We start from the raw sequence: 26,326 nt of genomic DNA, 5'->3' as shown, positions 1-26,326 counted from the left end.
GCGCAATCCAGAACCTTGGGAGGCGATGGGTCGCAGGCGCATTCAATTTTTCACAAGGAACATGACATGACACGGCGACTGGCAGCGGCATTGACGATCATCGGGGCGTTGATGCTGGGGGGCTGCGGTAACGACTACGGCATCGATCAGAACGGGCAGAAAGTCGCGTCCGAGCGCCTGGACAAGCAATGGGTGGTACTCAATTACTGGGCTGAATGGTGCGGTCCGTGCCGCACGGAAATCCCGGAACTCAATCATCTGGCCGAAGAACTCAAGGGCAAGAAGATCGGGGTGTTCGGGGTCAACTTCGACAATGTGCAGGGTGAAGAACTGAAAGGTGCCAGCGAGAAACTCGGCATCAAGTTCACCGTGCTGGCGCAGGATCCGGCGGATCTGTTCGAACTGCCGCGCAGCGAAGCCTTGCCGGTGACCTACATCATCGACAACAAGGGCAAGGTGCGGGAACAGTTGATGGGTGAGCAGACGGCGGCGGGGGTGATGGCGAAGCTTGAGGCGTTGAAGGCGAGCAATTAAGTTGCTGCTAAAAGCATCCCTCACCCCAGCCCTCTCCCTTTGGGAGAGGGTTAGGGTTAGGGTGAGGGGCTTGGCGATCTAGAGGCTCAGCCCTCTTCCAGCCACCAGCGCAACGGCTTGCCTTCGGCAGGCCAGAAGCGCATCTGCTCGATGGGCGAAACGTCCCAGCGCTCGACTTTCTCCAGGGCCTGCAGGAAACGCTGTTCCTGCTCCATCAGCGCTGGAGCGCAGAGTTTGCGGGTCTTGCCGATCTTGCCGAAGCTGAGCTTGTCGCCATCGAGGGTATAGGGCGCAAACCAGTGGTTGCAGCCGCCATTGCCATAGGCCCGGCCATCTTCGCCGAGGGTCACGGTCAGGTGGCTGTAATCCATCAGTGGCCGCTCGCCGATCCATTCCAGGATATAGCTGCGGTCCTGTTGCAGTTGCACAGGCTCCGCGGCGCAGCCCATCAGGCCGGCGCCGACAGCGGCGGTCAGGGCCAGGTGTTTCATCATGCAGGCTCCTGGCATTTCGGGCACAGGTGCTTGTCACCGACAGCTTTCCAGCCCAGCTCGGCGATGCGTGCGGTGGCGGCCGGTTTCTCAGCCGGTTTGCCGAGCTTGGCGTCCACGGCGAATTCGAAGCTCAGCTCCTTGGCGCAGCTGTCGCAGTTGACCTGCCAGGTGTGGATCGCCAGTTCGCCGAACACCGGGCCGGTGGTCATCGCGGTCCATTGACCTGGCGGGTTGATCAGGTGGCGGACGGTGTCGACGGTCAGGCGCATGGACAAGTCCTTGCTGCCTTTGAGGGTCACGACCAGCACGTCACCGATACGGATCGAGCCACCGTTGCCGGTGACCTGATAACGGCCCGGTACGAGGGCGCGGCATTCGGTGAGGGTGTGTTGCGGGTTCATCAGGGTGTAGCGGAAATCGTGTTCGACCATGGGTCCTCCAAATATGCGCGACATGCTAGCACGGGCTTGATTGCAGAATAACGCGCACGTGCGACCTTCGATCCGGTTCAAATCGACACCGCAGTCGTGGCAAACTGCCGCCTTCATCTCTAAGGAACGGAACATGGCGCTGATCGAATGTTATGAGTGCAAGCGGAGCATCAGCCCCGAAGCGAAGGCGTGCATTCATTGCGGGGCTCCGATGACGGGCGCGCAGGTACCGGCAAAAGCGAACTCTGCTGCATCAACGATTTCCTTTGGCAGTCTGCCCCGGAACAAGACGGTTCCCGAAGCTTTCGTCGCAGCTCCCGCGCCTGCCCCGGAACCCAAAGTCATGCCCGCCGCTGCCGGACGCCGGCGCCGGCAACAGGCCGAGCGAGCGGCCGAACCTCAGTTGAATGCCGACGGCGTGCGTCCGGTCGAAGGCTGGTTGAAGATCATGGCGTTCCTGATGCCGATGATCTTTGTCTGGTTCCTGTTGCGCCGGGGGCATTCCTTCCAGCAGCGACTGATCGGCTTCGGCTGGCTCGGTCTGTTGATTCTGTGTGTGGCGATTTCTCCGACGCCACCTCCTGCCTGATGCCTGATCGTTCAGCCCTCGACCTGGTTCTGCGGTGATCCCGCCGCCCAGGTCGCGATGTTATGCAGGGTGGTCGCGGCAATCGCACCCAGTGCTTCGCGAGTCAGGAACGCCTGATGCGCGGTAATGATCACGTTGGGGAAGGTCAGCAGTCGCGCCAGTACGTCGTCCTGTAACGGCAGGTCGGAGCGGTCTTCGAAAAACAGCTGCGCCTCTTCTTCGTAAACATCCAGCCCCAGATAACCCAGCTGACCGTCCTTCAGGGCGTCGATCAGCGCCGGCGTGTCCACCAGGCCACCGCGGCCGGTGTTGATCAGCATCGCGCCCGGCTGCATGTGCGCCAGCGAATCACGGTTGATCAGGTGCTTGCTCTGCTCGTTGAGCGGGCAGTGCAGGCTGATGATCTGCGATTGCTGCAGCAGTTGCGGCAGGCTCAAGTAGCGCGCGCCCAAGGCTTCGACGGCCGGGTTCGGATACGGGTCGAAGGCCAGCAGCTCACAGCCGAAACCGTGCATGATTTTGGCGAATGTCGCGCCGATCTGTCCGGTGCCGACAATGCCGACTGTCTTGCCGACCAGATCGAATCCGGTGAGGCCGTGCAGGCTGAAATCGCCTTCGCGGGTGCGGTTGTAGGCCCGGTGCAGTCGGCGGTTGAGCGCAAGAATCAGCGCCACCGCATGCTCGGCCACTGCGTGGGGCGAGTAGGCCGGAACGCGCACGACCACCAGCCCCAGGCGTTTGGCGGCGTTCAGGTCGACATGGTTGTAACCCGCCGAGCGCAAGGCGATCAGCCGGGTTCCGCCGGCCACCAGACGTTCCAGCACGGGAGCGCCGAGGTCGTCGTTGATGAAGGCGCAGACCACCTCGTGCCGGTCGGCCAGTGGCGCCGTGTCGAGACTCAGTCGGGCCGGTTGAAAGTGCAGCTCGATGCCGGCCGGGCAGTCGACGGCAAGGAAACTGTCGCGGTCGTAGGTCTGGCTGCTGAAAACGATCGTGCGCATGCAATTCTCCTGAAGCATCGACGCGGGCGCGAATCACCCGCGACCACTTTAGCCGCGTCGGCGTTGACCGGCATTGCCGTGGATCAGGCGCTGATCTTCGCCTGCGCCGCCAGACGATTGATCGCCCGCTCCAGTTCATCAAGTGCGGTTGAGGCCTTGGGATCTTCCTGCTTGAGCAGGGTTTCGCTGCGCTGGCAGGCCGCGCGCAATTGTGGAACGCCGCAATAGCGGGTGGCACCGTGCAGGCGATGTACCCGTTCGAGCAGACCGTTCTGATCCTGATTGTCCCGGGCCGTGCGAATGGCTTCACGGTCGGCCTCGAGTGAAGCCAGCAACATGGCCAGCATGTCCGCCGCCAGATCCGCCTTGCCGGCGGCCAGGCGCAAGCCTTCCTCGTGATCCAGTACCGGCAGGTCCTGATGCCCAACGAGGCTTTCACCGCCACGGTCCGGTGCCTGATTGCGCAGCGCCAGTCCCGTCCACTTCAGCACCACTTGGGCCAGTTGACGTTCGCTGATCGGTTTGGTCAGGTAGTCGTCCATGCCGCTTTGCAGCAGTGCGCGTTTTTCGTTGGCCATGGCGTGGGCGGTGAGGGCGACGATCGGCAGCGGCGTGCAATGACGTTCGCTTTCCCACTGACGGATCGTCTCGGTGCTCTGGCGCCCGTCCATGCCCGGCATCTGCACGTCCATCAGCACCAGATCGAAGGTTTCACTCTGCACGGCCTTGACCGCGGCGTAACCGCTTTCGACGGCGAGCACCTTGGCGCCCATGTCTTCGAGCAATGTCTGCACCAGCAACAGGTTGGCCGGGTTGTCGTCGACGCACAGCACTTTCGGTGCACGGCTCGACAGCGGTTCGCCGGGTTCGCTGCGCGTCTGGCGCGGGTTGACCATGTCCGACAACGCCCGGCGCAGCTTGCGGGTGCAGGCCGGTTTGGACTGGAGCTGGCTGTGCGGGTTGGGCACCGAGAGATGGAACAGCGTCAGTTCGGTGGTCGGGCACAACACCAGTACCCGGCAGCCGAGGTGTTCGAGATCCCAGATGTGCTGGTTGAGTCGTTCCGGCGGCATGTCGTTGCTGGTGATGCCGAGCACCGCCAGATCGATGGCCTGATCGGTCTGATGGGCGCCGGTGACGCCATTGGTCAGGCTTTCCAGGGTATTGAACGGGGTGACGTCGAGCCCGCAGTCTTCCAGTTGATGCTGCAAGGCCTGACGCGCCAGTTCGTGGTTTTCCAGCACCGCCACCCGGCGCCCGAGCAATGGCGCGGCGGGCAGGTCTTCGGCATCGTCGCGGGTCTTGGGCAGACTCAGGCTGATCCAGAATTCCGAACCTTCGCCCGGGGTGCTGTCGACGCCGATTTCGCCGCCCATCTGTTCGATCAGGCGCTTGGAAATCACCAGGCCGAGACCGGTGCCGCCGGGCTGGCGCGACAGCGAGTTGTCAGCCTGGCTGAACGCCTGGAACAACGCGCGCACGTCCTGGTTCGACAGGCCGATACCGGTGTCCTGAATGCTGATGCGCAATTGCACGCTGTCTTCGTGTTCCTCTTCGAGCATCGCGCGGGCGACGATGGTGCCTTCGCGGGTGAACTTGATCGCGTTGCTCACCAGGTTAGTGAGGATCTGCTTGAGCCGCAGCGGATCGCCGACCAGCGACAACGGGGTGTCGCGATAGACCAGACTTACCAGTTCCAGCTGCTTGGCGTGGGCAGCGGGGGCGAGGATGGTCAGGGTGTCCTGCAACAGGTCGCGCAGGTTGAACGGGATATGGTCGAGCACCAGTTTGCCGGCCTCGATTTTCGAGAAATCGAGAATTTCGTTGATGATCCCCAGCAGGCTGTCGGCGGACTTTTCGATGGTGCCCAGATAGTCGAGCTGGCGCGGGGTCAGCTCGCTTTTCTGCAGCAGGTGGGTGAAACCGAGGATGCCGTTGAGCGGCGTGCGGATTTCGTGGCTCATGTTGGCGAGGAACTCGGACTTGATCCGGCTCGCTTCCAGGGCCTCTTTGCGGGCCAGGTCCAGCTCGATGTTCTGGATCTCGATGGTCTCCAGGTTCTGGCGCACGTCTTCGGTGGCCTGATCGACGCTGTGCTGCAATTCTTCCCGGGCGTTCTGCAGGGTGCCGGCCATGCGGTTGATGCCGGATGCCAGTTCATCCAGTTCCTGACTGCCGAGGGGCGGCAGGCGGGTTTCCAGATGACCGTCCTTGAGTTGCGCGACTGCCTGTTTGATCTGGCTGATCGGGCGATTGATCGTGCGGCCCATGCGCAGCGCCAGCAATGCGGCGCCGGCCAGTCCCGCCGCTATCAGCAACAGACTGGCGAACAGGCTGCGGTAGCCACGCAGCAACATGCCGTTGTGCGAGAGTTCCAGTTCGACCCAGCCGAGCAGGCGGTCGGACTCTTCAGGGATCAGTTCCCCGGCAAGGTTGCGATGCTTGCCGAAGACCGGCATCAGATAGCGGGTGGCGTCGTTGCCGCTGCGCCGCAGCAATTGTGTGCTGTCGCCGCTGGGGGCCTGGTTGAGCATGGTCGGGCCGGCGTGGGCCAGCGGCGAGCGGTCGGGCGCGAGGAAGGTCACCGCGCGCACGTCCGGTTGTTCCAGGGATTGGGTGGCGATGCGCTCGAGCAGTTCGGCATCGCCGTGGCCCATGGCCGGCGCCACCAGCGGAGCGAGTTGCTCGGCGATCATTTCGCCGCGCTGCATCAATTGGGCCTGCAGGTCGGACTGCTGCGTCCAGGTGAAATAGCCGCCCAGCACCAGTGCCATCAGGCTGGTCGGCAACAGGGTCAGCAACAACACGCGACCTTTGATTCCCAGTTTCTTGAGCACGCCTATCTCCTGCATCCCGCTGATCATCGACTCTTGCGTGCTTCCGGCACGCGGCATGGGCGCAGTGTAGCGATTTGCTTGCGGGCATTCCCGGGAAAAATCATGTCGTGATCGGTCGTTTCGGTGCCGGTCATTTGTCCGGCAGGTCAACCTTGGGTTGCCGGGCGGCGGGCAATCTTGAATAATCGCCCAACTGAGAATTATTTGCAGATAGTCATGACTCCTGTCTCTGTTGGCCAGCCACGCATTCTTTCCATCGAGGACGATCCCGTCCTCGGTGCCTATGTTCACGAACAACTGGGGCGCAGCGGCTTCCAGGTCACCTGGTGCCAGAGCGGCAGCGAAGGCCTGAGCATCGCCCGACGCCAGCCGTTCGATGTGGTGTTGATGGACATTCTGTTGCCGGGGCTCGATGGCCTGAATGTGCTGACGCAACTGCGTCAGAGCCATTCCACGCCGGTACTGCTGATGTCGGCGCTGGGGGCCGAGGCTGATCGTATCAGCGGTTTTCGCCTGGGGGCCGACGACTATCTGCCCAAGCCGTTCAGCATGGCCGAGTTGCATGTGCGGATCGAAGCGATCCTGCGTCGGGTCGCCCTCGATCGGCGTCCTGCAATCAGCGTTGAGCCTGTAGCGGCGGGCGGTCTGCATTTCGACGAAGAACAGTGCGAGGTGTCCTACCACAATCAGCCCGCCGGCCTGACCCGCAGCGAATACCGCTTGCTGGAAACCCTCAATCGCAATGATGAAGAGGTGCTGAGCAAGGCCTTCCTTTATCAGCACGTGCTCCAGCGCGGCTACGCGGCCCATGACCGCAGCCTCGACATGCACATCAGCCAGATCCGCCGCAAACTCAAATCCATCGGTTACACCGAGCGGGAAGTGCGCACGGTGTGGGGCAAGGGCTACGTTCTGAGCGCCGTCGATGAAGGTGTCTGATCTGCCGGGCCGGCATTCGCTTTTCTGGAAGCTGGCGTGTCTGCTGGTAGCGTTCTGTCTGCTGATGATCTGGTTGAGCTGGTCCTGGGGCCGCTATATGGAGGAGCGCAATCAGTTCCTCTCTGACGAGGCGCGCGGCACATTGGCGCGTTATGCCGCCGAAGCCGAAGCGGCGTGGCAGCGCGATCAGCGTATTGGCATTGACCGTTGGTTGCAGAGCATGGAATTGCGCGAGTCCGGTTGGGTTGGCGTGATCGGCGGCAACCTGCAGTCGCTGAGCAGTGATCCGCTGAACGCACAGGAAATCCAGCACCTGACTTTTCTGCGCGGCCTCGACTGGCCGATTCACAAGCAGGGCCGGCCGTGGCTGCGCGTGCCATTCCCCATAGAACCGGCCGCCGGCAGTCTGGTCATCGAGCTGCCTGAACGCTTCCTGCCGGGCAAGTACCGAGTGTTCTGGCGAGTGATCACCAATGGCGTGATCCCCGGTCTGTTCACCTTGTTGCTGTGCGTGGGCCTTTACCGTTTGTTGGTGGTGCCGCTGAACAACCTGCGCGAACAGGCCAACGCGTGGCGTGCCGATCAACTGAATGTGCGTCTGTCGAGCGGCATCACCCAGCGCCCGGACGAGCTCGGCGAACTGGCCCGGGCCTTCGATTCGATGTCCGAACGCCTGCAATCGACCGTTGCCCTGCAACAGCAATTGCTGCGCGACCTGTCCCATGAACTGCGCACGCCCCTGAGCCGCCTGCGGGTGGCCAGCGAAAGCGAGCAGGAGCTGTTGCCGTTGCGCGAGCGCATCGGCCGCGAAGTCGATGGCATGCAACGGCTGGTCGAAGACACCCTGCAACTGGCCTGGCTCGAAACCGAGCGTGCTCCGTTGCCGGACGAAGCGATCCAGATCCAGGCCCTGTGGGAAATGCTCACGGAAAACGCCTGTTACGAAAGTTGCTGTCCGGTGGGCCAGTTGCAATGTGCGGTGGATGCATCGTGCTGGGTGCGCGGCAATCTCAATACCCTGGCCCAGGCGCTGGAAAACATCCTGCGCAATGCGATCCGTCATTCGCCCAGCGGCGGCATCGTGCGGCTGGATGGCCGGCGTGACGGGGATTACTGGCATCTATGGCTGGAGGACGAGGGCGGCGGCGTGGCCGAGGCGGATTTTGAGCGGATCTTCTCGCCGTTCACCCGGCTCGACGGCTCGCGGCCGGGGGACGGAGGTTTCGGTCTGGGGTTGAGCATTGCGAGGAATGCGGTGCAGCGCCAGGGCGGGACTTTATGGGCCGAGAACGGCCAGTCGGGATTGCGATTGAATTTGCGGTTGGTGGCGGATGACAGTGCCGTCACTCCCGACGCCTTCGCTGGCAAGACAGCTCCTGTGGTGGATGTGTGTCGCCCGCAGATAGTGTGAACAGCACAAGAAAGTGTCAGCACTGCTGACACTCTTTAAAAAGCCGCACCAACGGCGACTTTTACTGCTTATTCCAAGAAACCATAAGCACCACACTTTGCGTGATATGGGCCGCGCAGGTTTGCCGGTATGATAGGCGCCCCCGCTGTCCGGATTGCGAAAAACGCCATGACCTTGCAGTACCCAACCATCGCCGATTGCGTCGGCAACACGCCGCTGGTGCGTTTGCAGCGCCTGCCCGGTGTCACCAGCAACACCCTATTGCTCAAGCTCGAAGGGAACAACCCAGCGGGTTCGGTGAAGGATCGTCCGGCGCTGTCGATGATCACCCGTGCCGAGTTGCGCGGGCAGATCCACGCCGGCGATACGCTGATCGAAGCAACCTCGGGCAACACCGGGATCGCCCTGGCGATGGCTGCCGCGATCAAGGGTTACAAGATGATCCTGATCATGCCGGACAACTCCAGCGCCGAGCGCAAGGCGGCGATGACTGCCTATGGCGCGGAGCTGATTCTGGTCAGCCAGGAAGAGGGCATGGAAGGCGCCCGCGATCTGGCCCAGCGGATGGAAGCCGAAGGCCGTGGCAAGGTGCTGGATCAGTTCGCCAACGGCGACAATCCCGAAGCGCACTACACCACCACCGGCCCGGAAATCTGGCGTCAGACCCAGGGCACCATTACCCATTTCGTCAGCTCCATGGGGACCACCGGGACTATCATGGGCGTGTCGCGCTACCTCAAAGAGCAGAGCGACAGCGTGCAGATCATCGGCCTGCAACCGATGGAAGGCTCGGCCATTCCCGGCATCCGCCGCTGGCCGCAGGAATACCTGCCGAAGATTTATCAGGCTGATCGTGTCGACCGCATCGTCGACATGGCGCAAAGCGAAGCTGAAGACGTTACCCGTCGTCTGGCCCGGGAAGAAGGCATCTTCTGCGGTGTGTCCTCGGGCGGTGCGGTGGCAGCGATGCTGCGCCTGTCCAGGGAAGTTGAAAACGCGGTGATCGTCGCGATCATCTGTGACCGTGGCGACCGATACCTGTCGACCGGCATTTTCGACGCGGCCAACTGATGGCCAAGCACGAGAGAGGCCTGCGCTTCCAGCCCACCGGCGGCAGCAAGGCCCCGCAACTCCCGACCGGCAAAAAGCAGCGCTTGAAGATCGAGCGCCTGGCCAATGACGGTCGCGGCATCGCGTTTTTTGAAGGCAAGACCTGGTTCGTCCTCGGCGCCCTGGCGGGTGAAGAAGTCGAAGCGCGGGTGCTTGGCGCCCACGGCAAAGTGGTCGAGGCGCGCACCGAGCGTGTGTTCACCGCCAGCGAATTGCGTCGCCCGGCAGCTTGTCAGCACGCCGGGCGTTGCGGCGGTTGCAGCGTTCAGCATTTGCCCCACGGCGAACAGCTTGCCCTGAAACAGCGCATGCTCGCCGAGCAGCTTTCACGAGTCGCCGGTGTCGAACCTGAAGAGTGGGCTGCACCCTTGACCGGTCCGGAATTCGGCTACCGTCGCCGCGCCCGTATTGCCGTGCGCTGGGACAGCAAGGCCAAAACCCTTGAAGTCGGTTTCCGCGCTGCCGGCAGTCAGGACATCGTGGCGATCAGCGAATGCCCGGTGCTGGTACAGCCCTTGCAGCCGATCATGACCCGTCTGCCGGAGATGCTCCGTCGCCTGAGCAAACCTCAGGCGCTGGGGCATGTGGAATTGTTCAGTGGCTCGTCCCTGGCCGTTCTGCTGCGTCACATGGCGCCGTTGTCCGAGGCTGATCTGACGATCCTCAAGGATTTCTGCGCCTTCCATGAAGCGCAGTTGTGGCTGCACGGCGAAGGTGAACCGCAGCCGGTCGATGCCACGCAGTCGCTGGGTTATCGCCTGGAACAGTGGGATCTGGAACTGGCCTGGCGGCCGGGGGATTTCATTCAGGTCAATGCCGGGGTCAACGAAGCCATGGTCGCCCAGGCGCTGGACTGGTTGAAACCGACCGCCGATGAGCGTGTGCTCGACCTGTTCTGCGGTCTCGGCAACTTTGCCTTGCCGCTGGCCAAATCCGTGCGTGAAGTGGTGGCTATCGAAGGCGTGCAGACCATGGTCGATCGCGCCGCCGCCAATGCCGCCAGTAACAATTTGCATAACACAAAGTTTTTTCAGGCCGATTTATCCCAGCCTTTGACCGATGCCGAATGGATCGGAAACGGCTTTTCTGCGGTACTCTTGGACCCACCGCGTGACGGTGCTTTCGAGGTGGTGCGCAAGCTCGCGACCCTGGGTGCCGAGCGGTTGGTGTATGTGTCGTGCAACCCTGCAACTCTGGCGCGCGATACGGTCGAATTGATCAAGCAGGGCTACCGGTTAAAACGTGCCGGGATTCTCGATATGTTTCCTCAGACGGCACATGTCGAGGCCATGGCGTTATTTGAAGCGAGCTAGGATGGCTCGTCTGATCCGACTGATCGGCCCGTGCAGCACTCGTCTTAGCCCCGCGAGTGCGGACGGGCAATCAAGGTCAGTGATTTGACGCATTGAGTCTGCGTCGTAGGGAAGGTAAAGCAAGATGGTACAGGTGAGAGCACACCAGCCGATCAACACCGACGGCAGTATCAATCTCGAGGCTTGGCTCGATCATGCGGTCAGTGTCGATCTGGCACTGGATCGCGAAGCCTTGAAGGAGGCCTGTGAGTACGCTCGACAGGCCGAGCAACAGTCCAACGCGGCAAAGAATCTCTGGTCCGAAGGCAGCGGCAGTTTCAGCACCGGCCTCGAGATCGCGGAGATTCTCGCCGACCTCAAGCTCGATCAGGATTCGCTGGTCGCGGCGGTGCTTTACCGTGGCGTGCGCGAAGGCCAGATCGAACTGGCAGCGGTCAGCCAGCGCTTCGGCCCGGTGGTCGCCAAACTGATTGACGGCGTGCAGCGCATGGCGGCGATCAGTGCCAGTCTCAGTCCGCGCCAGTCGATGGTGATGGGCACCCAGGGCCAGGTGGAAAACCTGCGCAAGATGCTGGTGGCGATGGTCGACGACGTACGCGTTGCGCTGATCAAACTCGCCGAACGCACCTGCGCGATCCGTGCGGTGAAAACCGCCGATGACGAGAAGCGCAACCGGGTCGCCCGGGAAGTCTTCGACATCTATGCGCCGCTGGCTCACCGTCTCGGCATCGGTCATATCAAATGGGAGCTGGAGGATTTGTCCTTCCGTTACCTTGAGCCTGATCAATACAAACAGATCGCCAAGTTGCTGCACGAGCGGCGGCTCGACCGTGAGCGTTTTATCGCTGATGTGATGACCCAGCTCAAGGACGAATTGCAGGCCACCGGCGTTGACGCCGACATCAGCGGCCGGGCCAAGCACATCTATTCGATCTGGCGCAAAATGCAGCGCAAGGGTCTGGAGTTCAGCCAGATCTACGACGTGCGCGCCGTACGCGTGCTGGTGCCGGAAATGCGCGACTGCTACACCGCGCTCGGCATCGTCCACACCCTGTGGCGGCACATCCCGAAAGAGTTCGACGACTACATCGCCAACCCGAAAGAGAACGGCTACCGCTCGCTGCACACGGCGGTGATCGGTCCGGAAGGCAAGGTGCTGGAAGTCCAGATCCGTACGCATTCGATGCACGAAGAAGCCGAGCTCGGCGTCTGCGCGCACTGGCGCTACAAGGGCACCGACGTCAAATCCGGCTCGAACCACTACGAAGAGAAAATCTCCTGGCTGCGTCAGGTGCTCGAGTGGCACGAAGAACTGGGCGATATCGGCGGCCTGGCCGAACAGCTGCGGGTCGATATCGAACCGGACCGGGTCTACATCTTCACCCCGGACGGTCACGCCATCGACTTGCCGAAGGGCGCGACGCCGCTGGACTTCGCCTACCGCGTGCACACCGAAATCGGTCACAACTGCCGTGGCGCGAAGATCAACGGGCGCATCGTGCCGCTCAACTACAGTCTGCAGACCGGTGAGCAGGTCGAGATCATCACCAGCAAGCACGGCACGCCGAGCCGCGACTGGCTGAACCCGAACCTGGGTTACGTCACCACGTCCCGGGCGCGGGCGAAGATCGTTCACTGGTTCAAGCTGCAGGCTCGCGACCAGAACGTCGCGGCGGGCAAGACCCTGATCGAGCGCGAGCTCAATCGCCTCGGTCTGCCGGCGGTGGATTTCGACAAGCTGGCCGACAAGGCCAACATGAAAACCGCCGAAGACATGTTCGCCGCCCTCGGGGCCGGCGACCTGCGTCTGGCGCAACTGGTCAACCTGGCGCAGCAACTGGTCGAGCCGGAACGCGGCAACGAACAGCTGGAACTGATCCCGCGCAAGGCCACCGGCTACAAACCGGGCAAGCGCGGCGACATCCAGATCCAGGGCGTCGGCAACCTGATGACCCAGATGGCCGGCTGCTGCCAGCCATTGCCGGGCGATGCGATCGTCGGTTACATCACCCAGGGCCGTGGCGTGAGCATTCACCGTCAGGACTGCGCCTCGGTGCTGCAACTGGCCGGGCGCGAGCCGGAGCGGATCATCCAGGTCAGCTGGGGGCCGGTGCCGGTGCTCACCTATCCGGTGGACATCGTCATCCGCGCCTACGACCGTTCCGGTCTGTTGCGTGACGTTTCGCAGGTGCTGCTCAACGAGCGGATCAACGTGCTGGCGGTCAACACCCGCTCGAACAAGGAGGACAACACGGCGCTGATGTCCCTGACCATCGAGATTCCGGGGCTGGACGCACTGGGCCGGTTGCTGGGGCGGATTTCCCAGTTGCCGAACATCATCGAGACGCGGCGTAACCGGACTCCATGAAACCGACCTACAGTCTTGAAGACCTGTTGCACCTGATGAACCGTCTGCGCGACCCGCAGTACGGTTGCCCGTGGGACATCAAGCAGACTTACGCGACCATCGTCCCGCACACCCTCGAGGAGGCCTACGAAGTTGCCGACGCCATCGAGCGCGGCGACTTCGATCACTTGCAGGGCGAGTTGGGCGATCTGTTGTTTCAGGTGGTGTATTACAGCCAGCTGGCCCGGGAAGAAGGGCGGTTCGAATTTGCCGGGGTGGTCGACAGCATCACCCGCAAGCTGATTCGTCGTCACCCGCATGTCTTCCCGACCGGCGATCTGTATGCGCCGCTGGACGTACCGCGCCTGAACGAAGAGCAGGTCAAGCAGCGCTGGGAGGAGATCAAGGCCGAAGAACGCGCCGAGAAATCCGCCGAGCCGCAGCAACTGTCACTGCTCGACGATGTGCCGGCTGCATTGCCGGCCTTGTCCCGCTCGGCCAAGTTGCAGAAGCGCGCAGGGCAGGTCGGTTTCGACTGGCCGGACGCCTTGCCGGTGCTGGACAAGGTGCGCGAGGAACTCGATGAAGTGCTCGAAGCCATGTCCGAAAATGACCCGCAAGCGGTGGCCGACGAAATCGGCGACCTGCTGTTTTCCGTGGTCAATCTGGCCCGGCATCTGAAGGTCGATCCGGAAACCGCACTGCGTGGCGCCAATGGCAAGTTCGAACGACGCTTCCGTTTTATCGAACAGGCATTGCGCGACACCCACCGCCCCATGGAAGATTGCACCCTCGAAGAGTTGGACGCCCTGTGGGGTGAAGCCAAACGTCAGGAAAAGAATTTGCCCAGCTGCGGCTGAGCCGTTGCCCAAGTGAGTAAGCATCAATGAGCCTTTCCCTTCGCGACCAGTTGCTCAAGGCAGGACTGGTCAACCAAAAGCAGGCCAAACAGGTCAGCAAAGACAAACAGAAACAGCAGCGTCTGGCCCACAAGGGGCAGATCGAACTGGATGACTCCCAGCAGCGTGCTGCCCAGGAAGCTCAGGCCGAGAAGGTCAAGCGCGACCAGGAGCTGAACCGTCAGCAGCAGGAAAAGGCGGAAGCCAAGGCCCGCGCGGCGCAGGTCAAGCAGTTGATCGAAGTCTCGCGTCTGCCGAAGCTGACCACCGAGGACTACTACAACTTCGTTGACGACAAGAAGGTCAAGCGCATCTCCGTCAACACGCTGATGCGCAACAAGCTCAGCAGCGGCTCGCTGGCGATCGTGCACCATGCCGGCGGCTACGAAGTGATTCCTCGTGAAGCGGCCCTGAAGATTCAGGAGCGCGATCCGCAGCGCATCGTGCAGCTCAACGAGAAGGTCGAAGAGGTCAGTGCCGAGGATGATCCATACGCCGCGTATGTGATCCCTGACGATCTGATGTGGTAAGCGGGTTTTGCCGGGCTGCGAAGCGGCCCTGAAACGCCCGAAAACGACAAACCCCGCCAATGGCGGGGTTTGTCGTTTTCAATGCTGTGGTTTCGGTTCAGGCGGATTTCAGATCCCGCTGCCGTTCTTGCAGTTCCAGTTCGGCCTTGTAGTTGTGGGCGTCGATCTCGTTGTGGAACATGCCGACCAGCAAGTCTTGTTGATGCACATCCCAGATCCGTACGCCGGCGGCTACGCCTTCATGGGACATGTGTGAATCGTCGCGTTCAGTTACTTTTACAGTCATCTGCTAGCTCCAATCTCTGTTATCTGCAGCAAGGCGTGTGCAGGACTCTTTTATAAAATTTGTTAGCCTGCTAAGTAAACGCTCGATTTGTGCAATGTATTCTTGCGAAATCTGCAACAGCGCTGGAGCCCGCTGAATCCGCGACATTCAGTCGCAGGGCGGTAAGTTGCATGACAGAAGTTTCATTTTGGTGCGGCTGAAAAGTGCTTTTTCCAGTCGAAAAAAAACGCCCCGAACCAGTCGGGGCGTTTTCATGTGCGGCTCAGCGGAAGGGAATTACTTGCCTTCCCAGCGCTTCAGCACGAGGGTGGCGTTGGTGCCACCAAAGCCGAAGCTGTTGCTCATCACGGTGTTGATGGTGGCGTTCTCGCGGGTCTTGGTCAGCACCGGCAGATCGGCCACTTCAGGGTCCAGTTCGTCGATGTTGGCGGAACCGGCGATGAAGTTGCCTTCCATCATCAGCATGCAGTAGATCGCTTCGTGAACGCCGGCGGCGCCCAGGGAGTGACCCGACAGGCTCTTGGTGGAGCTGATGGCCGGGGCCTTGTCGCCGAACACTTCACGCACACCTTTCATTTCCGCGACGTCGCCGACCGGAGTCGAGGTGCCGTGGGTGTTCAGGTAGTCGATCGGGGTGTCGACGGTGGACAGCGCCTGCTGCATGCAGCGGATCGCGCCTTCGCCGCTTGGAGCCACCATGTCGTAGCCGTCGGAAGTCGCGCCGTAGCCGACGATTTCCGCGTAGATCTTCGCGCCACGGGCCAGAGCGTGTTCCAGCTCCTCGACCACGACCATGCCGCCACCGCCAGCGATGACGAAACCGTCACGGTCGGCGTCGTAGGCGCGGGAGGCTTTTTCCGGGGTGTCGTTACGCTTGCTGGACAGGGCGCCCATTGCGTCGAACAGGAACGACTGGCTCCAGTGCTCCTCTTCACCGCCACCGGCGAACACGATGTCCTGCTTGCCCATCTGGATCTGTTCCATGGCGGTACCGATGCAGTGAGCACTGGTGGCGCAGGCAGAGGCGATGGAGTAGTTCAGGCCCTTGATCTTGAACGGCGTGGCCAGGCACGCCGAAACGGTGCTGCTCATGGTCCGCGTTACACGGTATGGGCCAACGCGCTTGACGCCTTTCTCGCGCAGGATATCCAGCGCTTCCATCTGGTTCAGGGTCGACGCACCGCCCGAACCTGCAATCAGGCCGGTACGCGGGTTGGATACCTGCTCTTCGGTCAGGCCGGAATCGGTGATGGCGTCTTTCATGGCCAGGTAGGCGTAAGCCGCTGCGTGGCCGACGAAACGATAGATCTTGCGATCGATCAGTTCTTCAAGGTTGAGGTCGATGGAGCCGGAAACCTGGCTACGCAGACCCATTTCGGCGTATTCCGGGTTGAACCGGATGCCAGGGCGGCTTGCACGCAGGTTAGCGGAGACGGTCTCTTTGTCATTGCCCAGGCACGAAACGATGCCCAGACCAGTGATAACGACGCGGCGCATGCGAATAACCCTTAGAAGTTGTCAGTGGAGGTGAACACGCCGACGCGAAGGCCTTCGGCGGTGTAGATTTCGCGACCGTCGACAGTCACCGAACCGTCGGCGATGGCCAGGTTCAGCTTGCCCTTCAGGACGCGTTTGATATGAATGTTGTAAGTGACTTTCTTGGCGGTCGGCAGGACCTGGCCGAAGAATTTCACTTCGCCCGAACCCAGCGCACGGCCGCGGCCCGGCAGGCCTTGCCAGCCCAGGAAGAAACCGACCAGTTGCCACATGGCGTCCAGACCCAGGCAGCCCGGCATCACCGGATCGCCCTCGAAGTGGCAAGCGAAGAACCACAGGTCAGGGTTGATATCCAGCTCGGCGACCAATTCACCTTTGCCGTACTTGCCGCCTTCTTCGCTGATCAGGGTGATGCGATCCACCATCAGCATGTTCGGGGCGGGCAGTTGCGCGTTACCTGGGCCGAACAGCTCACCGCGACTGCAGCGCAGCAGGTCTTCCCGAGTAAAGGCGTTTTGTTTGGTCATGCGAGCTCCTCAATAATCCCATGCGGCAGGTGGGGCAAATCTTCCCGACCGATCGACGCGTTCATGCCTCGAACCGGCAGCCTACTCATAGACTATTGCGTTGTGGTGAAAGTCACAGCACCAAGGACATGAATGTACACTTGTGCACTGAAATTTTTATTCAAGCCCCTTTTGAGGCTCGTTCGGGTGCCTAAGACTGCCGCACTTTCGCTTTTCACGCCAGTCGCAGATGCTCGAAAGGGCCTCTCTACTGCACCCAGCGCTGCAGAATCTGCTGCAGGTCATTGCGTTTGAATGGCTTGGCCAGGTAATCGTTCATGCCCGCCGACAGGCAGTTTTCCCGGTCGCCCTGCAAGGCGTTGGCCGTCAGGGCGATGATCGGCACATGGCCGCAGCCGGGCAGGCGGCGGATCTGTCGGGTCGCTTCGTAACCGTCGATGATCGGCAAACGGCAGTCCATCAGGATAGCCTCGAAACGACTGCCTCCGGCACTGCGTACAGCCTGCATGCCATCGGTGGCGACGCTTACAGTGAAGCCCAGGCTGCGCAGCATGGCCTCGATCACGGTCTGGTTGACCGGGTTGTCCTCCACCAGCAGGACATTGCGGCCTTCGCCGTGAGCATTGCCATCGATTGCGCGCGGCGCTGCGAGCATCGGCAATGCCTGCTTATATAGAGCCAGCGGAATTTCCAGGGTAAACACCGAGCCGCGACCTTCTTCGCTTTGTGCGCGCAAGGTGCCGCCCATGCGTTCGGCCAGGGTGCGGGCGATCGGCAGGCCCAGACCGGTCCCGCCATAACGACGCGAAATCGAGCTGTCGGCCTGCTGGAACGCGTTGAACATCAATTCCAGGCTTTCCGAAGAAATCCCGATGCCGCTGTCGCGCACCGAGCAGGTGAACCACAGCAATTCGTGATCCAGCGACTGCCACTGCGCCTCGATGCTGACGCGCCCCTGTTCGGTGAACTTCAGCGCATTGCCCACCAGATTGACCAGAATCTGCCGGATCCGCGTCGGGTCACCCTGTACCTGCAAACCGCGCAGGTCTTCGGGAATCCGCAGTTGCAACTCCAGGCCACGCTGTGCAGCGCTGTGCTGGAACGATTGCGCGCAAGCGCCGATCAGGTCGGCGAGGTTGAACGGAATGTGCTCCAGCTCCAGTTCCGAACGCTCGATGCGCGAGAAATCCAGAATGTCGTTGATCACCTTGAGCAAATGCTCGGTGGACTCGGAAGCCAGCGCCGCGTACTCGATCTGCTCCTCGGTCATCTCCGTGGTTTCCAGCAATTGCAGCATGCCCAGGACACCGTTCATTGGCGTGCGCAGTTCATGGCTCATCATGGCCAGGAAGTCCGACTTGGCGTTGTTGGCCTTTTCCGCCTCTTCACGAGTCTGGATCAGTTGCGCCATGGCCTGGTGCTGTTCGCGACTGGCCTGTTCCAGCGCCTGGGCCAGATTGTTGATGTGCTGCGACAAGGCCCCCAGCTCGGTGTCATCGACAATCGGCAACGGCGTCTTGTAGTCGCCGTCCTGAATCGCCTTGACCGCATTGCCAATGTCGCGGATCGGCTGCGACAGGCTACCGGCCAGGCGACGCGCCAGAACGAAGGTGAAGAGCAGGGCGAACAGCGCCAGGATCCCGGCCTTGAGCAGGATTTCCTGTTGGCGCTGACTGAACGCATCGTTGGAAAGGCCGACGATCACCCGCCCCAGATAATCCTCGCTGGCACCGCCGTTATTGGTCTTGCCGTCCTGAAAGAAATCATTGTGCAAGGCAATCCGTTGCAGCCGCACCGGTGACTGGAACACTTCGACCTGATGCGGGCGTTTGTGCGTATCCGATGGTTGTTCGACATACGCCAGAATCCGGTTGGCGCTGTCCTGGATTTCGAGAAAGCGCACATTGGGCGTGGCCAGTGTGGCTTTCAGCAGGCTTTCCAACACCTCGTTGTTGCCGGAAATCACCCCGTACTCGGTAGCGGGCGCGAGCTGGTTGGCGATCAGTTGGCCAGTGTGATTCAGCTCCTGGCGCAAATCCTGGATGCGCACGAAGGTGAAAAAACTGATCAACAGCAAGGTCAGCAACAGCGCAGGACCCAGGCTGATCAACTGGGTGCGGGTATTGATGTCCCAACGGCGGAAAATCATGGGCGGCGCTCTCCTTCGGCCAGCTCTGCGGCAACAGACGCTTCATTCATCGGCTCTATTCCTAATGAACGAGCCACCTGCGCATTGCTTGAAACTTTAAAACGCCCGGGATAGAGCGCTCTCGGCCAGGCGGCCGGTGGGCGGTCGAGCAATTCGTCGAGCACCGTCAGCCAGTCACTCTGGTCGCTGTAAGTACTGGCGAGGCTGCCGGCGCGCACGAACGAGACGTTCGGACCGATCAGCGCCAGTTGCCGCGAATAGCTGCTGAGCAGCAGGTTCTTCGCGGTTCTCGGGTTGTACAGGTCAGGGTCGTCGAGACCCAGCAACACATCGCTGTTCTTCAGTACGGTCTGCAAGGGGCGGCTGTCGTGGGTGTTGTCCCAGCGCTGCGGGACGATTTGCAGCTTCAGCGGTTGGGCGGCCGATTGCAGTTCCTTGAGCAGGAACTCGCTGTGCTGATCGAACAGCACGCCGACTCGCTGAGCCTGAGGCAGGATCCGTCGGATCAGTTGTAACTGGCGACTTAGCGGCGGATCGCTCCACAGCAGACTCAAATGCGGCGGTTGCGCGCTGCCGAAGCGTTGCCTGGCCTGCAAACGGCTGATGCGCAGGACCAGCGTCGCCGGCCCCTGGGGTTCCTGCATGCGCCAGTCGAGGCTCGGCAGGTCCAGCAGAATCAGGCGCAGGCTGGACGGCAGCTTGCCCGGTGCCGGCAGGCTCGCCAGTGGCTGGAAATGCACGCGATCGGTGGGACGCAGTTCGCTCAGGGCCTGGACGAACGATTGCACGCCGGGGCTTTCCTCGGCGCCGGTCAGCAGAATGTCGGCCGCCTGTACCGCCACGCCGTGCAGCCAGGCAGTCACGAACAGACACAGCCCCGCCAGCCATTGGGCGGCCGTTGGCATCTTTCGTGACATGGCGTAACGCATCTAGAACTCCAGCTCGGCGCTGAAGTACATCACCCGGCGTTCGTCGTAATTGTTGTCGACGAACGTGGTTGGCTCATTGTCCAGACGCTGTTGCAGCACCCCGGCCAGTTGCAGTTGAGCCTTGCCCAGCGGGATGCGTTTGGCGATGCGCGTGTCGACCCGCTCGAAGCGATAGCCGTTGAGTGCATTGTCGCCGTAATAGAAGAGGGCACTGTTCCAGCCCTGGCCCCAATCGTGCAGCCAGCCGGCCGAGCCGCTGTTGCGCGCGGTGAACTGCTGGTCCAGCGGGTTGCTTGCCTCAGCGTCGACGTAGGCGTAAGTCAGGCGCAGTCGATCGGCCGCACTCAGGCGCCAGTCCAGCTGGGTTTCGGTGCCGCGAAAGCGTGAATCGTTGGCGTTGCTGGCGATGTACTGATTGTTGCGCAGTGGTTCACTGATCATCCCGGTGATTTCGTCGTAGAACAGCTTCACATCCAGCGCCAGGCCCCATTCCGGGAAAAAGCCGTTGTAGCCCAGTTCCCGCGAGCGCATGTGTTCCTGGTCCAGATCGCCGGGGCCCCGGGTCTTGACGAAGTAACGGGCCGAAGACTGGCCATAGGCAGAGGGGCGCAGGTTGGTCACCTGATAACTCCAGTTGACGTTGTTCTCGAACATGTCCGGCGAGCGGATCGCTTCCGAGTACACCGCACGCAGGCTGTGGCGCGGGTTGATCAGGTAATTGACGGCAAACCTGGGCGTCAGCGAACTGCCGATCAACTGAGTGTTTTCAAACATGGCGCCGCCCTGCAACAGCCAGTGCTCGCTGGCGCGCCATTCCAGTTGGCCAAAGGCGCGCCACGTGGTGTCGTCCAGGGTTCCGTTGAAATAGGTCTCGGAATCGGCCCGGTCGTAACGATAGTTCAGGCCGCTGACCAGACGCAGACTGTCGGACAGACTGAGGGTGTCCTGCAACTCCAGGTCATAGCGCGATTCCCGGGCACTCTGGTCGATGTCGCCGCACAGGGTCCGGCTGGCGCCGTTACGCCATTGATCGAGCACCTGATTGGCCAGAGCCATTTCCGTTGGCGTGCCGGGGGCGGCACCGGGCCCGGTGTAGCGGGTGATGTTGCGCGCCAGTTGTTCGGTGTAATTGGGGTTCAGTTGCCACAGTTCGGTCAACTGTGGGCTGAACGACACCTCGGCGTCGCAGGCTCGCCAGGTCTGCTGGCGGTCCCAGTGTTGCGCCGAGCCTTGTACATAAAGGCTGTGGTCGGGGTTGATGTCCAGGTTCCAGCGAACCGAACCGGCGTAATCCTTGGCGATCACGTCGGAATTATTCCCGGCAGCGGTAATCCCCGAGAACACCGGGCGATAGGTGTAAGGCCGCTGGTTGGTCCCGTCCTTGGCGTTGAGCTGCCAGTCCACGCTCTGGTTGTCGCTGAGGGTCTGGCTGACCGCAAGACTGAAGCGGTTCAAGCGGCGACTGTCGCGGTAATCGGCGCCGGTGCGGTCGCTGTCGAAGCCGTCATCTTCCTGGCCCGACAGCGACAGACGCAGGTCGCCGCCGTTCCAGCCCGTTCCCTGGCTGGCATAGAAGTCGTTGATGCCCCGTTGGCCACGGGTGATTTTCAGCCGAGTGCCGTGGCTGTCGGCCGGGTTGCGGGTGATGATGTTGACCACCGCCATCAGCGCGTTGGCGCCGTAACTGACGGTGTTCGGGCCGCGAAAGACTTCGATGCGTTCGATGTCTTCCATGGCCACCGGGATGTCGCTCCAGTCCACCGTGGCCAGGCCGGCGCGGTACACCGAGCGGCCGTCGATCAGCACCTGCATGCGCCGCGCTTCGGTGGCGTTGGTGCCGTGATAGTTCACCACCGCCTGATTGCCGCTGATGTTGCCGACCATCATCCCGGGCACCAGGCGCAGCAATTCGCTGATGTCCCGGGCACCGCTGGCGTTGATCAGTTCGCTGTCGATCACGGTCATGCTGCCGGGGACTTCCGCTGGTGACTGTTTCAGGCGCGTGGCCGTGAGAATCTGGGGCAAGGCCTCGCCGTCGAGAAACAGGTCGTCCGCCAGCAACATCGGGCTGAACAGCAGCGCCAGCAGCAGGGACGAACGCGGGGAGGGAGTGCCAGAAAACACGACGCAGCCTTGATAGCAAAGAATTGGCGCGCATGTTAACCGAGGACAGTGACTTTTCCAGTCACGTTGCGGGCATTTTCCTCGGTTTTATTGGTCTTCTTCCTACAAGTGCGGGTAATTGACGCCGGGGCTGTCCGAGAAGGGGCCGCTCCGTATAATGCCCGCATCGCCACTGGTATGGATTAACGGATTACATATGACTGAACAGCGCCCGATTGCGGTCCTGGGAGGCGGAAGTTTCGGTACCGCCGTGGCCAATCTGTTGGCCGAGAACGGCCATCAAGTCCGGCAGTGGATGCGTGACCCCGAACAGGCCGAGGCCATCCGGGTCAATCGCGAGAACCCGCGTTATCTCAAGGGCATCAAGATTCTGCCGGGCGTGAAGGCCGTCACTGACCTGCAGGAAACCCTCGATGCCTGCGAGTTGTGCTTTGTTGCGTTGCCATCGAGTGCACTGCGCACGGTACTGGCGGCGCATGCCGAGCGCCTGAGCGGCAAGATGCTGGTCAGCCTGACCAAGGGCATCGAAGCCCACACCTTCAAACTGATGAGCCAGATCCTCGAAGAAATCGCCCCGCAGGCGCGCATCGGCGTGCTGTCCGGGCCGAACCTGGCGCGGGAGATCGCCGAGCACGCGCTGACCGCCACGGTGGTCGCCAGTGAAGACGAAGAACTGTGCAAAGAAGTACAGGCCGCATTGCATGGTCGCACCTTCCGCGTCTACGCCAGTGCAGATCGCTTCGGCGTGGAGCTGGGCGGCGCACTGAAAAACGTCTACGCGATCATTGCCGGCATGGCGGTGGCGCTGGAGATGGGCGAGAACACCAAGAGCATGCTGATCACTCGCGCCCTGGCCGAAATGACCCGGTTTGCGGTGAATCAGGGCGCCAACCCGATGACCTTCCTCGGTCTGGCCGGGGTGGGCGACCTGATCGTCACCTGCTCGTCGCCGAAAAGCCGCAACTATCAGGTCGGTTTCGCCCTCGGTCAGGGTTTGAGCCTCGACGAAGCGGTGTCGCGCCTTGGTGAAGTGGCTGAAGGGGTCAACACCCTCAAAGTGCTCAAGGCCAAGGCCCAGGAGGTCGGGGTGTATATGCCGCTGGTCGCCGGGCTCCACGCGATCCTGTTCGAAGGGCGCACGCTGGAACAGGTGATCGGCCTGTTGATGCGCGCCGAGCCGAAGACCGACGTCGACTTCATTTCCACCAGTGGTTTCAACTGATTGCCTTTTATTTCAGGGCAGGGGAGCTAGACATGAACGATCCGAAAACCGAAGCCAAGTACGAATCCATCCTGCTGCGGGTGTTGTGGATGATCGTCTACATCGTGGTCTGGCAGGTGGCGCAGTTCATCCTCGGCGCGGTGGTGCTGGTGCAGTTGATCTATCGTTTGATCTATGGCGCCCCGAGCGCCGGTCTGATGAATTTCGGCGACAGCCTGAGCCAGTTCCTGGCCCAGATCGGCCGGTTCGGCAGTTTTCACAGCGACCAGAAACCCTGGCCGTTCGCCGACTGGCCGGCGCCGCGTACCCCGGAAGGTGAAGCGCCACACGTCGTCGCGCCGGCACCGCATCCGGCCCGGGATGAGGAACCCAAGCTATGAAACTCTGGGTATTGCGTCACGGCGAGGCCGAGCCCTATGGCTCGCGCCCCGATTCGGAGCGGGAACTGACCGCTCACGGCCGCAAGGAAGTGCTCAGCAGCGCCGCCCGATTGATGGGCCAGCCACTGACGGCGATATACGCCAGTCCGTACTTGCGGGCGCAGCAGACTGCGCAGCTGGTGCGCGAGGCGCTGGGGTTCGAGCCGGAGATCCGCACGGTCGAATGGCTGACACCGGAAGTCGATCCGGACCGCGTCGCCGAGCAACTGGTGTCGGTGAGCAACGTGCTGCTGGTCAGCCACAATCCGCTGGTCGGGCATCTGCTCAGCTACCTGCAACACGGCGCCGGTTATCCGCCGGAAAAGGTCAGTACTGCCGGGCTCGCCGAGCTTGAGCACAGCGAGCTGCTGATCGGCTCGATGACACTCAACAGCCTCAAGCATCCGTGAAATTTTTTGTATGAAATAGTCAACCAAGCACTTGCTTGGTTGACTACGCTTGCTCCATCCCAAAAAGAAAGGAGCGAGTCGCATGTCTGCTGCTTTTCGATTGCCGCTGGACGTGTTCTACGAGCGCGAGGCCCGGCACCCGCGCCAACGCTTTCTGGTGCAACCCGTCGGCGGTGGTCAGGTCGAGACGCTGACCTGGGCCGATGTAGGCCATCAGGCCCGCTGCGCCGCACACTGGCTGCGCTCCCGGGAGTTGCCCCAGGGCAGCCACATTGCCCTGATCTCGAAAAACTGCGCGCACTGGATCATCGCCGACCTGGCGATCTGGATGGCCGGGCATGTTTCCGTGCCGCTCTATCCCAACCTCACGGCCGACTCGGTCAATCAGGTCCTCACCCATTCCGAAAGCGTCTTGGCGTTCGTCGGCAAACTGGATGACTGGCCGGGGATGTCGGTGGGTGTGCCGACGAATCTGCCGACCATCAGCTTGCCGCTGCATCCACCGGGCGAGTTCGATTTCAACTGGGGCGACCTGCAACGTTATTCACCGATCCAGGACGATCCGCGACCTGCCGCCGAACAACTGGCGACCATCATTTACACCTCCGGCACCACCGGCCTGCCCAAAGGCGTGATGCACAGTTTTGCCAACCTAGGGTTCGCAACGACTCGCGGCACGCAATTGTTCGGCCTCAATGAAAACGATCGGCTGCTGTCCTATTTGCCGCTGTGCCATGTGGCTGAACGGATGTTCGTCGAGCTGGCGTCGATCTATACCGGGCAGACGGTGTTCTTTGCCGAGAGTCTCGATACTTTTCTCGACGATCTGAGACGGGCGCGGCCAACGGCGATGTTTGGCGTGCCGAGGATCTGGACCAAATTCCAGATGGGCGTCTACAGCAAGATCCCGGCGAAACGTCTGGATTTTCTCCTGGGTCTGCCCTTCATCGGCAAACGGATCGGCCACAAGGTGTTGGCCGGATTGGGCCTCGATGCCTTGCGCGTGGCCCTGTCCGGTGCAGCGCCGGTGCCGCTGACCTTGTTGCGCTGGTATCAGAAGCTCGGGCTCGACGTGCTGGAGGTCTACGGCATGACCGAGAGTTGCGGCTATTCGCACATCTGCCTGCCGGGGCAATACAAGGAAGGCTGGATCGGCCGGCCATGTCCTGACGTCGAGGTGCGCATCGACGAGTCCGGCGAAGTGCAGGTGCGCAGCCAGGCCAACATGCTGGGCTATTTCAAGGAACCACAGAAAACCGCCGAGACCCTGACCGCCGACGGCTTCCTGCGCACCGGCGACAAGGGCGAGCAGGACGCCGAAGGCCGTTTGCGCCTGACCGGGCGGCTCAAGGAAATCTTCAAGACCAGCAAGGGTAAATACGTCGCACCGGCGCCGATCGAAAACCGTCTCGCCGTGCATACAAGAATCGAGCAGGTCTGCGTGGTCGGCGATGGTCTGAGTGCACCGCTGGGGTTGTGTGTGATCTCGGCAGCCGGGCATGAAGACGCACGGCCGCAACTGCATTCGAGCCTGGAAAAGCTGCTGGAGGAGGTCAACGCCGTGCTCGACAAGCACGAACGGTTGCGTCGTCTGGTGGTGGTCAAGGACAGTTGGGCGGTGGAAAACGGCTTCCTCACGCCGACCCTGAAGATCAAGCGCAACGTGATCGAAGACACTTACGGCGCGCGCTTCGAAGAATGGAGCGAGCGCAGCGAGGCGGTGCTGTGGCAGGATTGAGCGTCGATCAAAACAACAAAGGAAGCCTGCGATGACCTTGTGGCGCACCACTCCGAACATCGAGCAGTTGAACGCAATCCAGAAAAACACCATCGGCGAAGTGCTGGACATCCGCTTCGAGTCCTTCGACGAGGAGTCGCTGACGGCCAGCATGGTCATCGACCATCGCACCCATCAGCCTTACGGCCTGCTGCACGGCGGCGCCTCGGTGGTGCTGGCCGAGACCGTCGGCTCGATGGCCAGTTACCTGTGCATCGATGCCAGCAAGTTCTATTGCGTGGGGCTGGAGATCAACGCCAACCACCTGCGCGGCCTGCGCAGCGGCCGGGTGACGGCGGTGGCCAAGCCGATTCACATCGGCCGCACGACCCATGTCTGGGACATCCGCCTGACCAGCGATGAAGGCAAGGCCAGTTGCGTGTCGCGGCTGACCATGGCCGTGGTGCCGCTGGGCGAGCAGCCGCCGGCACGCTGACCGATCCGTCATAGCCCTGACCGGACTGTCATCATTCCTGGCAGTTACGGTCATTGCTGTGAAGCGCGGTCTTACGGACAATCAACGCCACGTTTACCGCCCATGGATTTACCCG

Annotated in this window: 24 protein-coding genes; 14 read left to right on the top strand and 10 right to left on the bottom strand. The window is 61.7% G+C overall.

Annotated elements, in window-relative coordinates; all coding sequences use genetic code 11:
- Positions 1–66 precede the first annotated feature (66 nt).
- On the top strand, positions 67–534 hold the full coding sequence (locus tag CAG02_RS19550) for a TlpA disulfide reductase family protein (RefSeq protein ID WP_085710986.1): 468 nt from the start codon (positions 67–69) through the stop codon (positions 532–534).
- Positions 535–620: 86 nt separating this feature from the next.
- Here CAG02_RS19550 and CAG02_RS19545 read toward each other — a convergent pair whose 3' ends face one another.
- Positions 621–1,025: an META domain-containing protein gene (locus CAG02_RS19545; protein ID WP_085710985.1), complete on the bottom strand. Its 405-nt coding sequence runs from the start codon at positions 1,023–1,025 to the stop codon at positions 621–623.
- Positions 1,025–1,459, bottom strand: coding sequence for a hypothetical protein (locus CAG02_RS19540; RefSeq protein WP_007957770.1), 435 nt, complete (start codon positions 1,457–1,459; stop codon positions 1,025–1,027). Before CAG02_RS19540 ends, CAG02_RS19545 begins: the two co-directional genes overlap by 1 nt.
- A gap of 133 nt (positions 1,460–1,592) precedes the next feature.
- Between CAG02_RS19540 and CAG02_RS19535 the strand changes: the two genes are divergently transcribed.
- Positions 1,593–2,048 carry a hypothetical protein gene (locus tag CAG02_RS19535; RefSeq protein WP_085710984.1) on the top strand — a complete coding sequence of 152 codons (456 nt, stop codon included), beginning with the start codon at positions 1,593–1,595 and terminating at the stop codon, positions 2,046–2,048.
- An 11-nt stretch (positions 2,049–2,059) separates the two neighbouring features.
- Here CAG02_RS19535 and CAG02_RS19530 read toward each other — a convergent pair whose 3' ends face one another.
- Entirely contained in the window at positions 2,060–3,049 is a 990-nt protein-coding gene (locus CAG02_RS19530; RefSeq protein WP_085710983.1) for a 2-hydroxyacid dehydrogenase, read from the bottom strand.
- Between the two features lie 83 nt (positions 3,050–3,132).
- Entirely contained in the window at positions 3,133–5,886 is a 2,754-nt protein-coding gene (locus CAG02_RS19525; protein ID WP_085711023.1) for a response regulator, read from the bottom strand.
- A gap of 216 nt (positions 5,887–6,102) precedes the next feature.
- Here CAG02_RS19525 and CAG02_RS19520 point away from each other — a divergent pair, with 216 nt between their 5' ends.
- The 7 genes from CAG02_RS19520 to CAG02_RS19490 all read left to right on the top strand — a co-directional run bounded on the left by CAG02_RS19520 (position 6,103) and on the right by CAG02_RS19490 (position 14,435).
- On the top strand, positions 6,103–6,825 hold the full coding sequence (locus CAG02_RS19520) for a response regulator transcription factor (protein ID WP_085710982.1): 723 nt from the start codon (positions 6,103–6,105) through the stop codon (positions 6,823–6,825).
- Complete coding sequence (locus CAG02_RS19515) at positions 6,812–8,236, top strand: sensor histidine kinase (protein ID WP_085710981.1); 1,425 nt, start codon at positions 6,812–6,814, stop codon at positions 8,234–8,236. Before CAG02_RS19520 ends, CAG02_RS19515 begins: the two co-directional genes overlap by 14 nt.
- A gap of 168 nt (positions 8,237–8,404) precedes the next feature.
- Positions 8,405–9,307 carry a cysteine synthase CysM gene (gene cysM, locus CAG02_RS19510; RefSeq protein WP_085710980.1) on the top strand — a complete coding sequence of 301 codons (903 nt, stop codon included), beginning with the start codon at positions 8,405–8,407 and terminating at the stop codon, positions 9,305–9,307.
- Positions 9,307–10,659, top strand: a complete 1,353-nt coding sequence (gene rlmD, locus CAG02_RS19505) for a 23S rRNA (uracil(1939)-C(5))-methyltransferase RlmD (protein ID WP_085710979.1) — start codon at positions 9,307–9,309, stop codon at positions 10,657–10,659. Before cysM ends, rlmD begins: the two co-directional genes overlap by 1 nt.
- Positions 10,660–10,783: 124 nt before the next feature.
- A complete protein-coding gene (relA, locus tag CAG02_RS19500) occupies positions 10,784–13,027 on the top strand; it encodes a GTP diphosphokinase (protein WP_085710978.1) in 2,244 nt (747 codons plus the stop codon).
- Positions 13,024–13,866 (top strand): nucleoside triphosphate pyrophosphohydrolase, encoded by an 843-nt coding sequence (gene mazG / locus CAG02_RS19495; RefSeq protein WP_085710977.1) that lies wholly within the window; start codon positions 13,024–13,026, stop codon positions 13,864–13,866. The genes relA and mazG overlap by 4 nt, the downstream gene beginning before the upstream one ends.
- Positions 13,867–13,892: 26 nt before the next feature.
- On the top strand, positions 13,893–14,435 hold the full coding sequence (locus CAG02_RS19490; protein WP_085710976.1) for a DUF2058 domain-containing protein: 543 nt from the start codon (positions 13,893–13,895) through the stop codon (positions 14,433–14,435).
- 97 nt (positions 14,436–14,532) lie between these two features.
- Here CAG02_RS19490 and CAG02_RS19485 read toward each other — a convergent pair whose 3' ends face one another.
- The 6 genes from CAG02_RS19485 to CAG02_RS19460 form a co-directional block, all read right to left on the bottom strand.
- Positions 14,533–14,721 (bottom strand): hypothetical protein, encoded by a 189-nt coding sequence (locus tag CAG02_RS19485; RefSeq protein ID WP_007957795.1) that lies wholly within the window; start codon positions 14,719–14,721, stop codon positions 14,533–14,535.
- Positions 14,722–14,997: 276 nt separating this feature from the next.
- Positions 14,998–16,218 (bottom strand): beta-ketoacyl-ACP synthase I, encoded by a 1,221-nt coding sequence (fabB, locus tag CAG02_RS19480; RefSeq protein ID WP_007974551.1) that lies wholly within the window; start codon positions 16,216–16,218, stop codon positions 14,998–15,000.
- An 11-nt stretch (positions 16,219–16,229) separates the two neighbouring features.
- Positions 16,230–16,745: a 3-hydroxyacyl-[acyl-carrier-protein] dehydratase FabA gene (fabA, locus tag CAG02_RS19475; protein ID WP_003227150.1), complete on the bottom strand. Its 516-nt coding sequence runs from the start codon at positions 16,743–16,745 to the stop codon at positions 16,230–16,232.
- 247 nt (positions 16,746–16,992) lie between these two features.
- The gene (locus tag CAG02_RS19470; protein WP_085710975.1) at positions 16,993–18,894 is read right to left on the bottom strand and encodes an ATP-binding protein; all 1,902 of its coding nucleotides are present in this window, start codon (positions 18,892–18,894) and stop codon (positions 16,993–16,995) included.
- Positions 18,891–19,823, bottom strand: coding sequence for an ABC transporter substrate-binding protein (locus tag CAG02_RS19465; protein WP_085710974.1), 933 nt, complete (start codon positions 19,821–19,823; stop codon positions 18,891–18,893). Before CAG02_RS19465 ends, CAG02_RS19470 begins: the two co-directional genes overlap by 4 nt.
- A complete protein-coding gene (locus CAG02_RS19460) occupies positions 19,824–21,887 on the bottom strand; it encodes a TonB-dependent receptor plug domain-containing protein (RefSeq protein ID WP_371856511.1) in 2,064 nt (687 codons plus the stop codon).
- 256 nt (positions 21,888–22,143) lie between these two features.
- On the opposite strand from CAG02_RS19460, the gene CAG02_RS19455 reads away from it, so the two are divergent.
- From CAG02_RS19455 to CAG02_RS19435, 5 genes are all read left to right on the top strand, one after another.
- Positions 22,144–23,169, top strand: a complete 1,026-nt coding sequence (locus CAG02_RS19455) for an NAD(P)H-dependent glycerol-3-phosphate dehydrogenase (RefSeq protein ID WP_085710972.1) — start codon at positions 22,144–22,146, stop codon at positions 23,167–23,169.
- Between the two features lie 32 nt (positions 23,170–23,201).
- Positions 23,202–23,549 carry a DUF4389 domain-containing protein gene (locus CAG02_RS19450; protein WP_085710971.1) on the top strand — a complete coding sequence of 116 codons (348 nt, stop codon included), beginning with the start codon at positions 23,202–23,204 and terminating at the stop codon, positions 23,547–23,549.
- Positions 23,546–23,998 (top strand): phosphohistidine phosphatase SixA, encoded by a 453-nt coding sequence (sixA, locus tag CAG02_RS19445; RefSeq protein WP_085710970.1) that lies wholly within the window; start codon positions 23,546–23,548, stop codon positions 23,996–23,998. Before CAG02_RS19450 ends, sixA begins: the two co-directional genes overlap by 4 nt.
- Before the next feature lie 82 nt (positions 23,999–24,080).
- On the top strand, positions 24,081–25,736 hold the full coding sequence (locus tag CAG02_RS19440; RefSeq protein WP_085710969.1) for an AMP-binding protein: 1,656 nt from the start codon (positions 24,081–24,083) through the stop codon (positions 25,734–25,736).
- Between the two features lie 31 nt (positions 25,737–25,767).
- The gene (locus CAG02_RS19435; protein ID WP_007957810.1) at positions 25,768–26,211 is read left to right on the top strand and encodes a hotdog fold thioesterase; all 444 of its coding nucleotides are present in this window, start codon (positions 25,768–25,770) and stop codon (positions 26,209–26,211) included.
- Positions 26,212–26,326: the final 115 nt, after the last annotated feature.

Origin of the sequence: Pseudomonas sp. R43(2017), assembly GCF_002112345.1 — a bacterium.
In the GTDB taxonomy this organism is placed as follows: Bacteria; Pseudomonadota; Gammaproteobacteria; order Pseudomonadales; family Pseudomonadaceae; genus Aquipseudomonas; species Aquipseudomonas kribbensis.
Note: the sequence above shows the minus strand (reverse complement) of the source record. Positions and strands in the feature narration are given on the sequence as shown.

Coding starts and splice junctions, on each gene's coding strand:
- CAG02_RS19470 (WP_085710975.1), bottom strand. CDS start 18,894: ATGATTTTCCGCCGTTGGGACATCAATACCCGCACCCAGTTGATCAGC.
- CAG02_RS19440 (WP_085710969.1), top strand. CDS start 24,081: ATGTCTGCTGCTTTTCGATTGCCGCTGGACGTGTTCTACGAGCGCGAG.
- sixA (WP_085710970.1), top strand. CDS start 23,546: ATGAAACTCTGGGTATTGCGTCACGGCGAGGCCGAGCCCTATGGCTCG.
- CAG02_RS19460 (WP_371856511.1), bottom strand. CDS start 21,887: ATGTTGCTGGCGGACGACCTGTTTCTCGACGGCGAGGCCTTGCCCCAG.
- CAG02_RS19545 (WP_085710985.1), bottom strand. CDS start 1,025: ATGAAACACCTGGCCCTGACCGCCGCTGTCGGCGCCGGCCTGATGGGC.
- CAG02_RS19550 (WP_085710986.1), top strand. CDS start 67: ATGACACGGCGACTGGCAGCGGCATTGACGATCATCGGGGCGTTGATG.
- CAG02_RS19490 (WP_085710976.1), top strand. CDS start 13,893: ATGAGCCTTTCCCTTCGCGACCAGTTGCTCAAGGCAGGACTGGTCAAC.
- fabB (WP_007974551.1), bottom strand. CDS start 16,218: ATGCGCCGCGTCGTTATCACTGGTCTGGGCATCGTTTCGTGCCTGGGC.
- mazG (WP_085710977.1), top strand. CDS start 13,024: ATGAAACCGACCTACAGTCTTGAAGACCTGTTGCACCTGATGAACCGT.
- relA (WP_085710978.1), top strand. CDS start 10,784: ATGGTACAGGTGAGAGCACACCAGCCGATCAACACCGACGGCAGTATC.
- CAG02_RS19435 (WP_007957810.1), top strand. CDS start 25,768: ATGACCTTGTGGCGCACCACTCCGAACATCGAGCAGTTGAACGCAATC.
- CAG02_RS19530 (WP_085710983.1), bottom strand. CDS start 3,049: ATGCGCACGATCGTTTTCAGCAGCCAGACCTACGACCGCGACAGTTTC.
- CAG02_RS19535 (WP_085710984.1), top strand. CDS start 1,593: ATGGCGCTGATCGAATGTTATGAGTGCAAGCGGAGCATCAGCCCCGAA.
- CAG02_RS19455 (WP_085710972.1), top strand. CDS start 22,144: ATGACTGAACAGCGCCCGATTGCGGTCCTGGGAGGCGGAAGTTTCGGT.
- CAG02_RS19465 (WP_085710974.1), bottom strand. CDS start 19,823: ATGCGTTACGCCATGTCACGAAAGATGCCAACGGCCGCCCAATGGCTG.
- cysM (WP_085710980.1), top strand. CDS start 8,405: ATGACCTTGCAGTACCCAACCATCGCCGATTGCGTCGGCAACACGCCG.
- rlmD (WP_085710979.1), top strand. CDS start 9,307: ATGGCCAAGCACGAGAGAGGCCTGCGCTTCCAGCCCACCGGCGGCAGC.
- CAG02_RS19450 (WP_085710971.1), top strand. CDS start 23,202: ATGAACGATCCGAAAACCGAAGCCAAGTACGAATCCATCCTGCTGCGG.
- CAG02_RS19520 (WP_085710982.1), top strand. CDS start 6,103: ATGACTCCTGTCTCTGTTGGCCAGCCACGCATTCTTTCCATCGAGGAC.
- CAG02_RS19485 (WP_007957795.1), bottom strand. CDS start 14,721: ATGACTGTAAAAGTAACTGAACGCGACGATTCACACATGTCCCATGAA.
- CAG02_RS19515 (WP_085710981.1), top strand. CDS start 6,812: ATGAAGGTGTCTGATCTGCCGGGCCGGCATTCGCTTTTCTGGAAGCTG.
- CAG02_RS19540 (WP_007957770.1), bottom strand. CDS start 1,459: ATGGTCGAACACGATTTCCGCTACACCCTGATGAACCCGCAACACACC.
- fabA (WP_003227150.1), bottom strand. CDS start 16,745: ATGACCAAACAAAACGCCTTTACTCGGGAAGACCTGCTGCGCTGCAGT.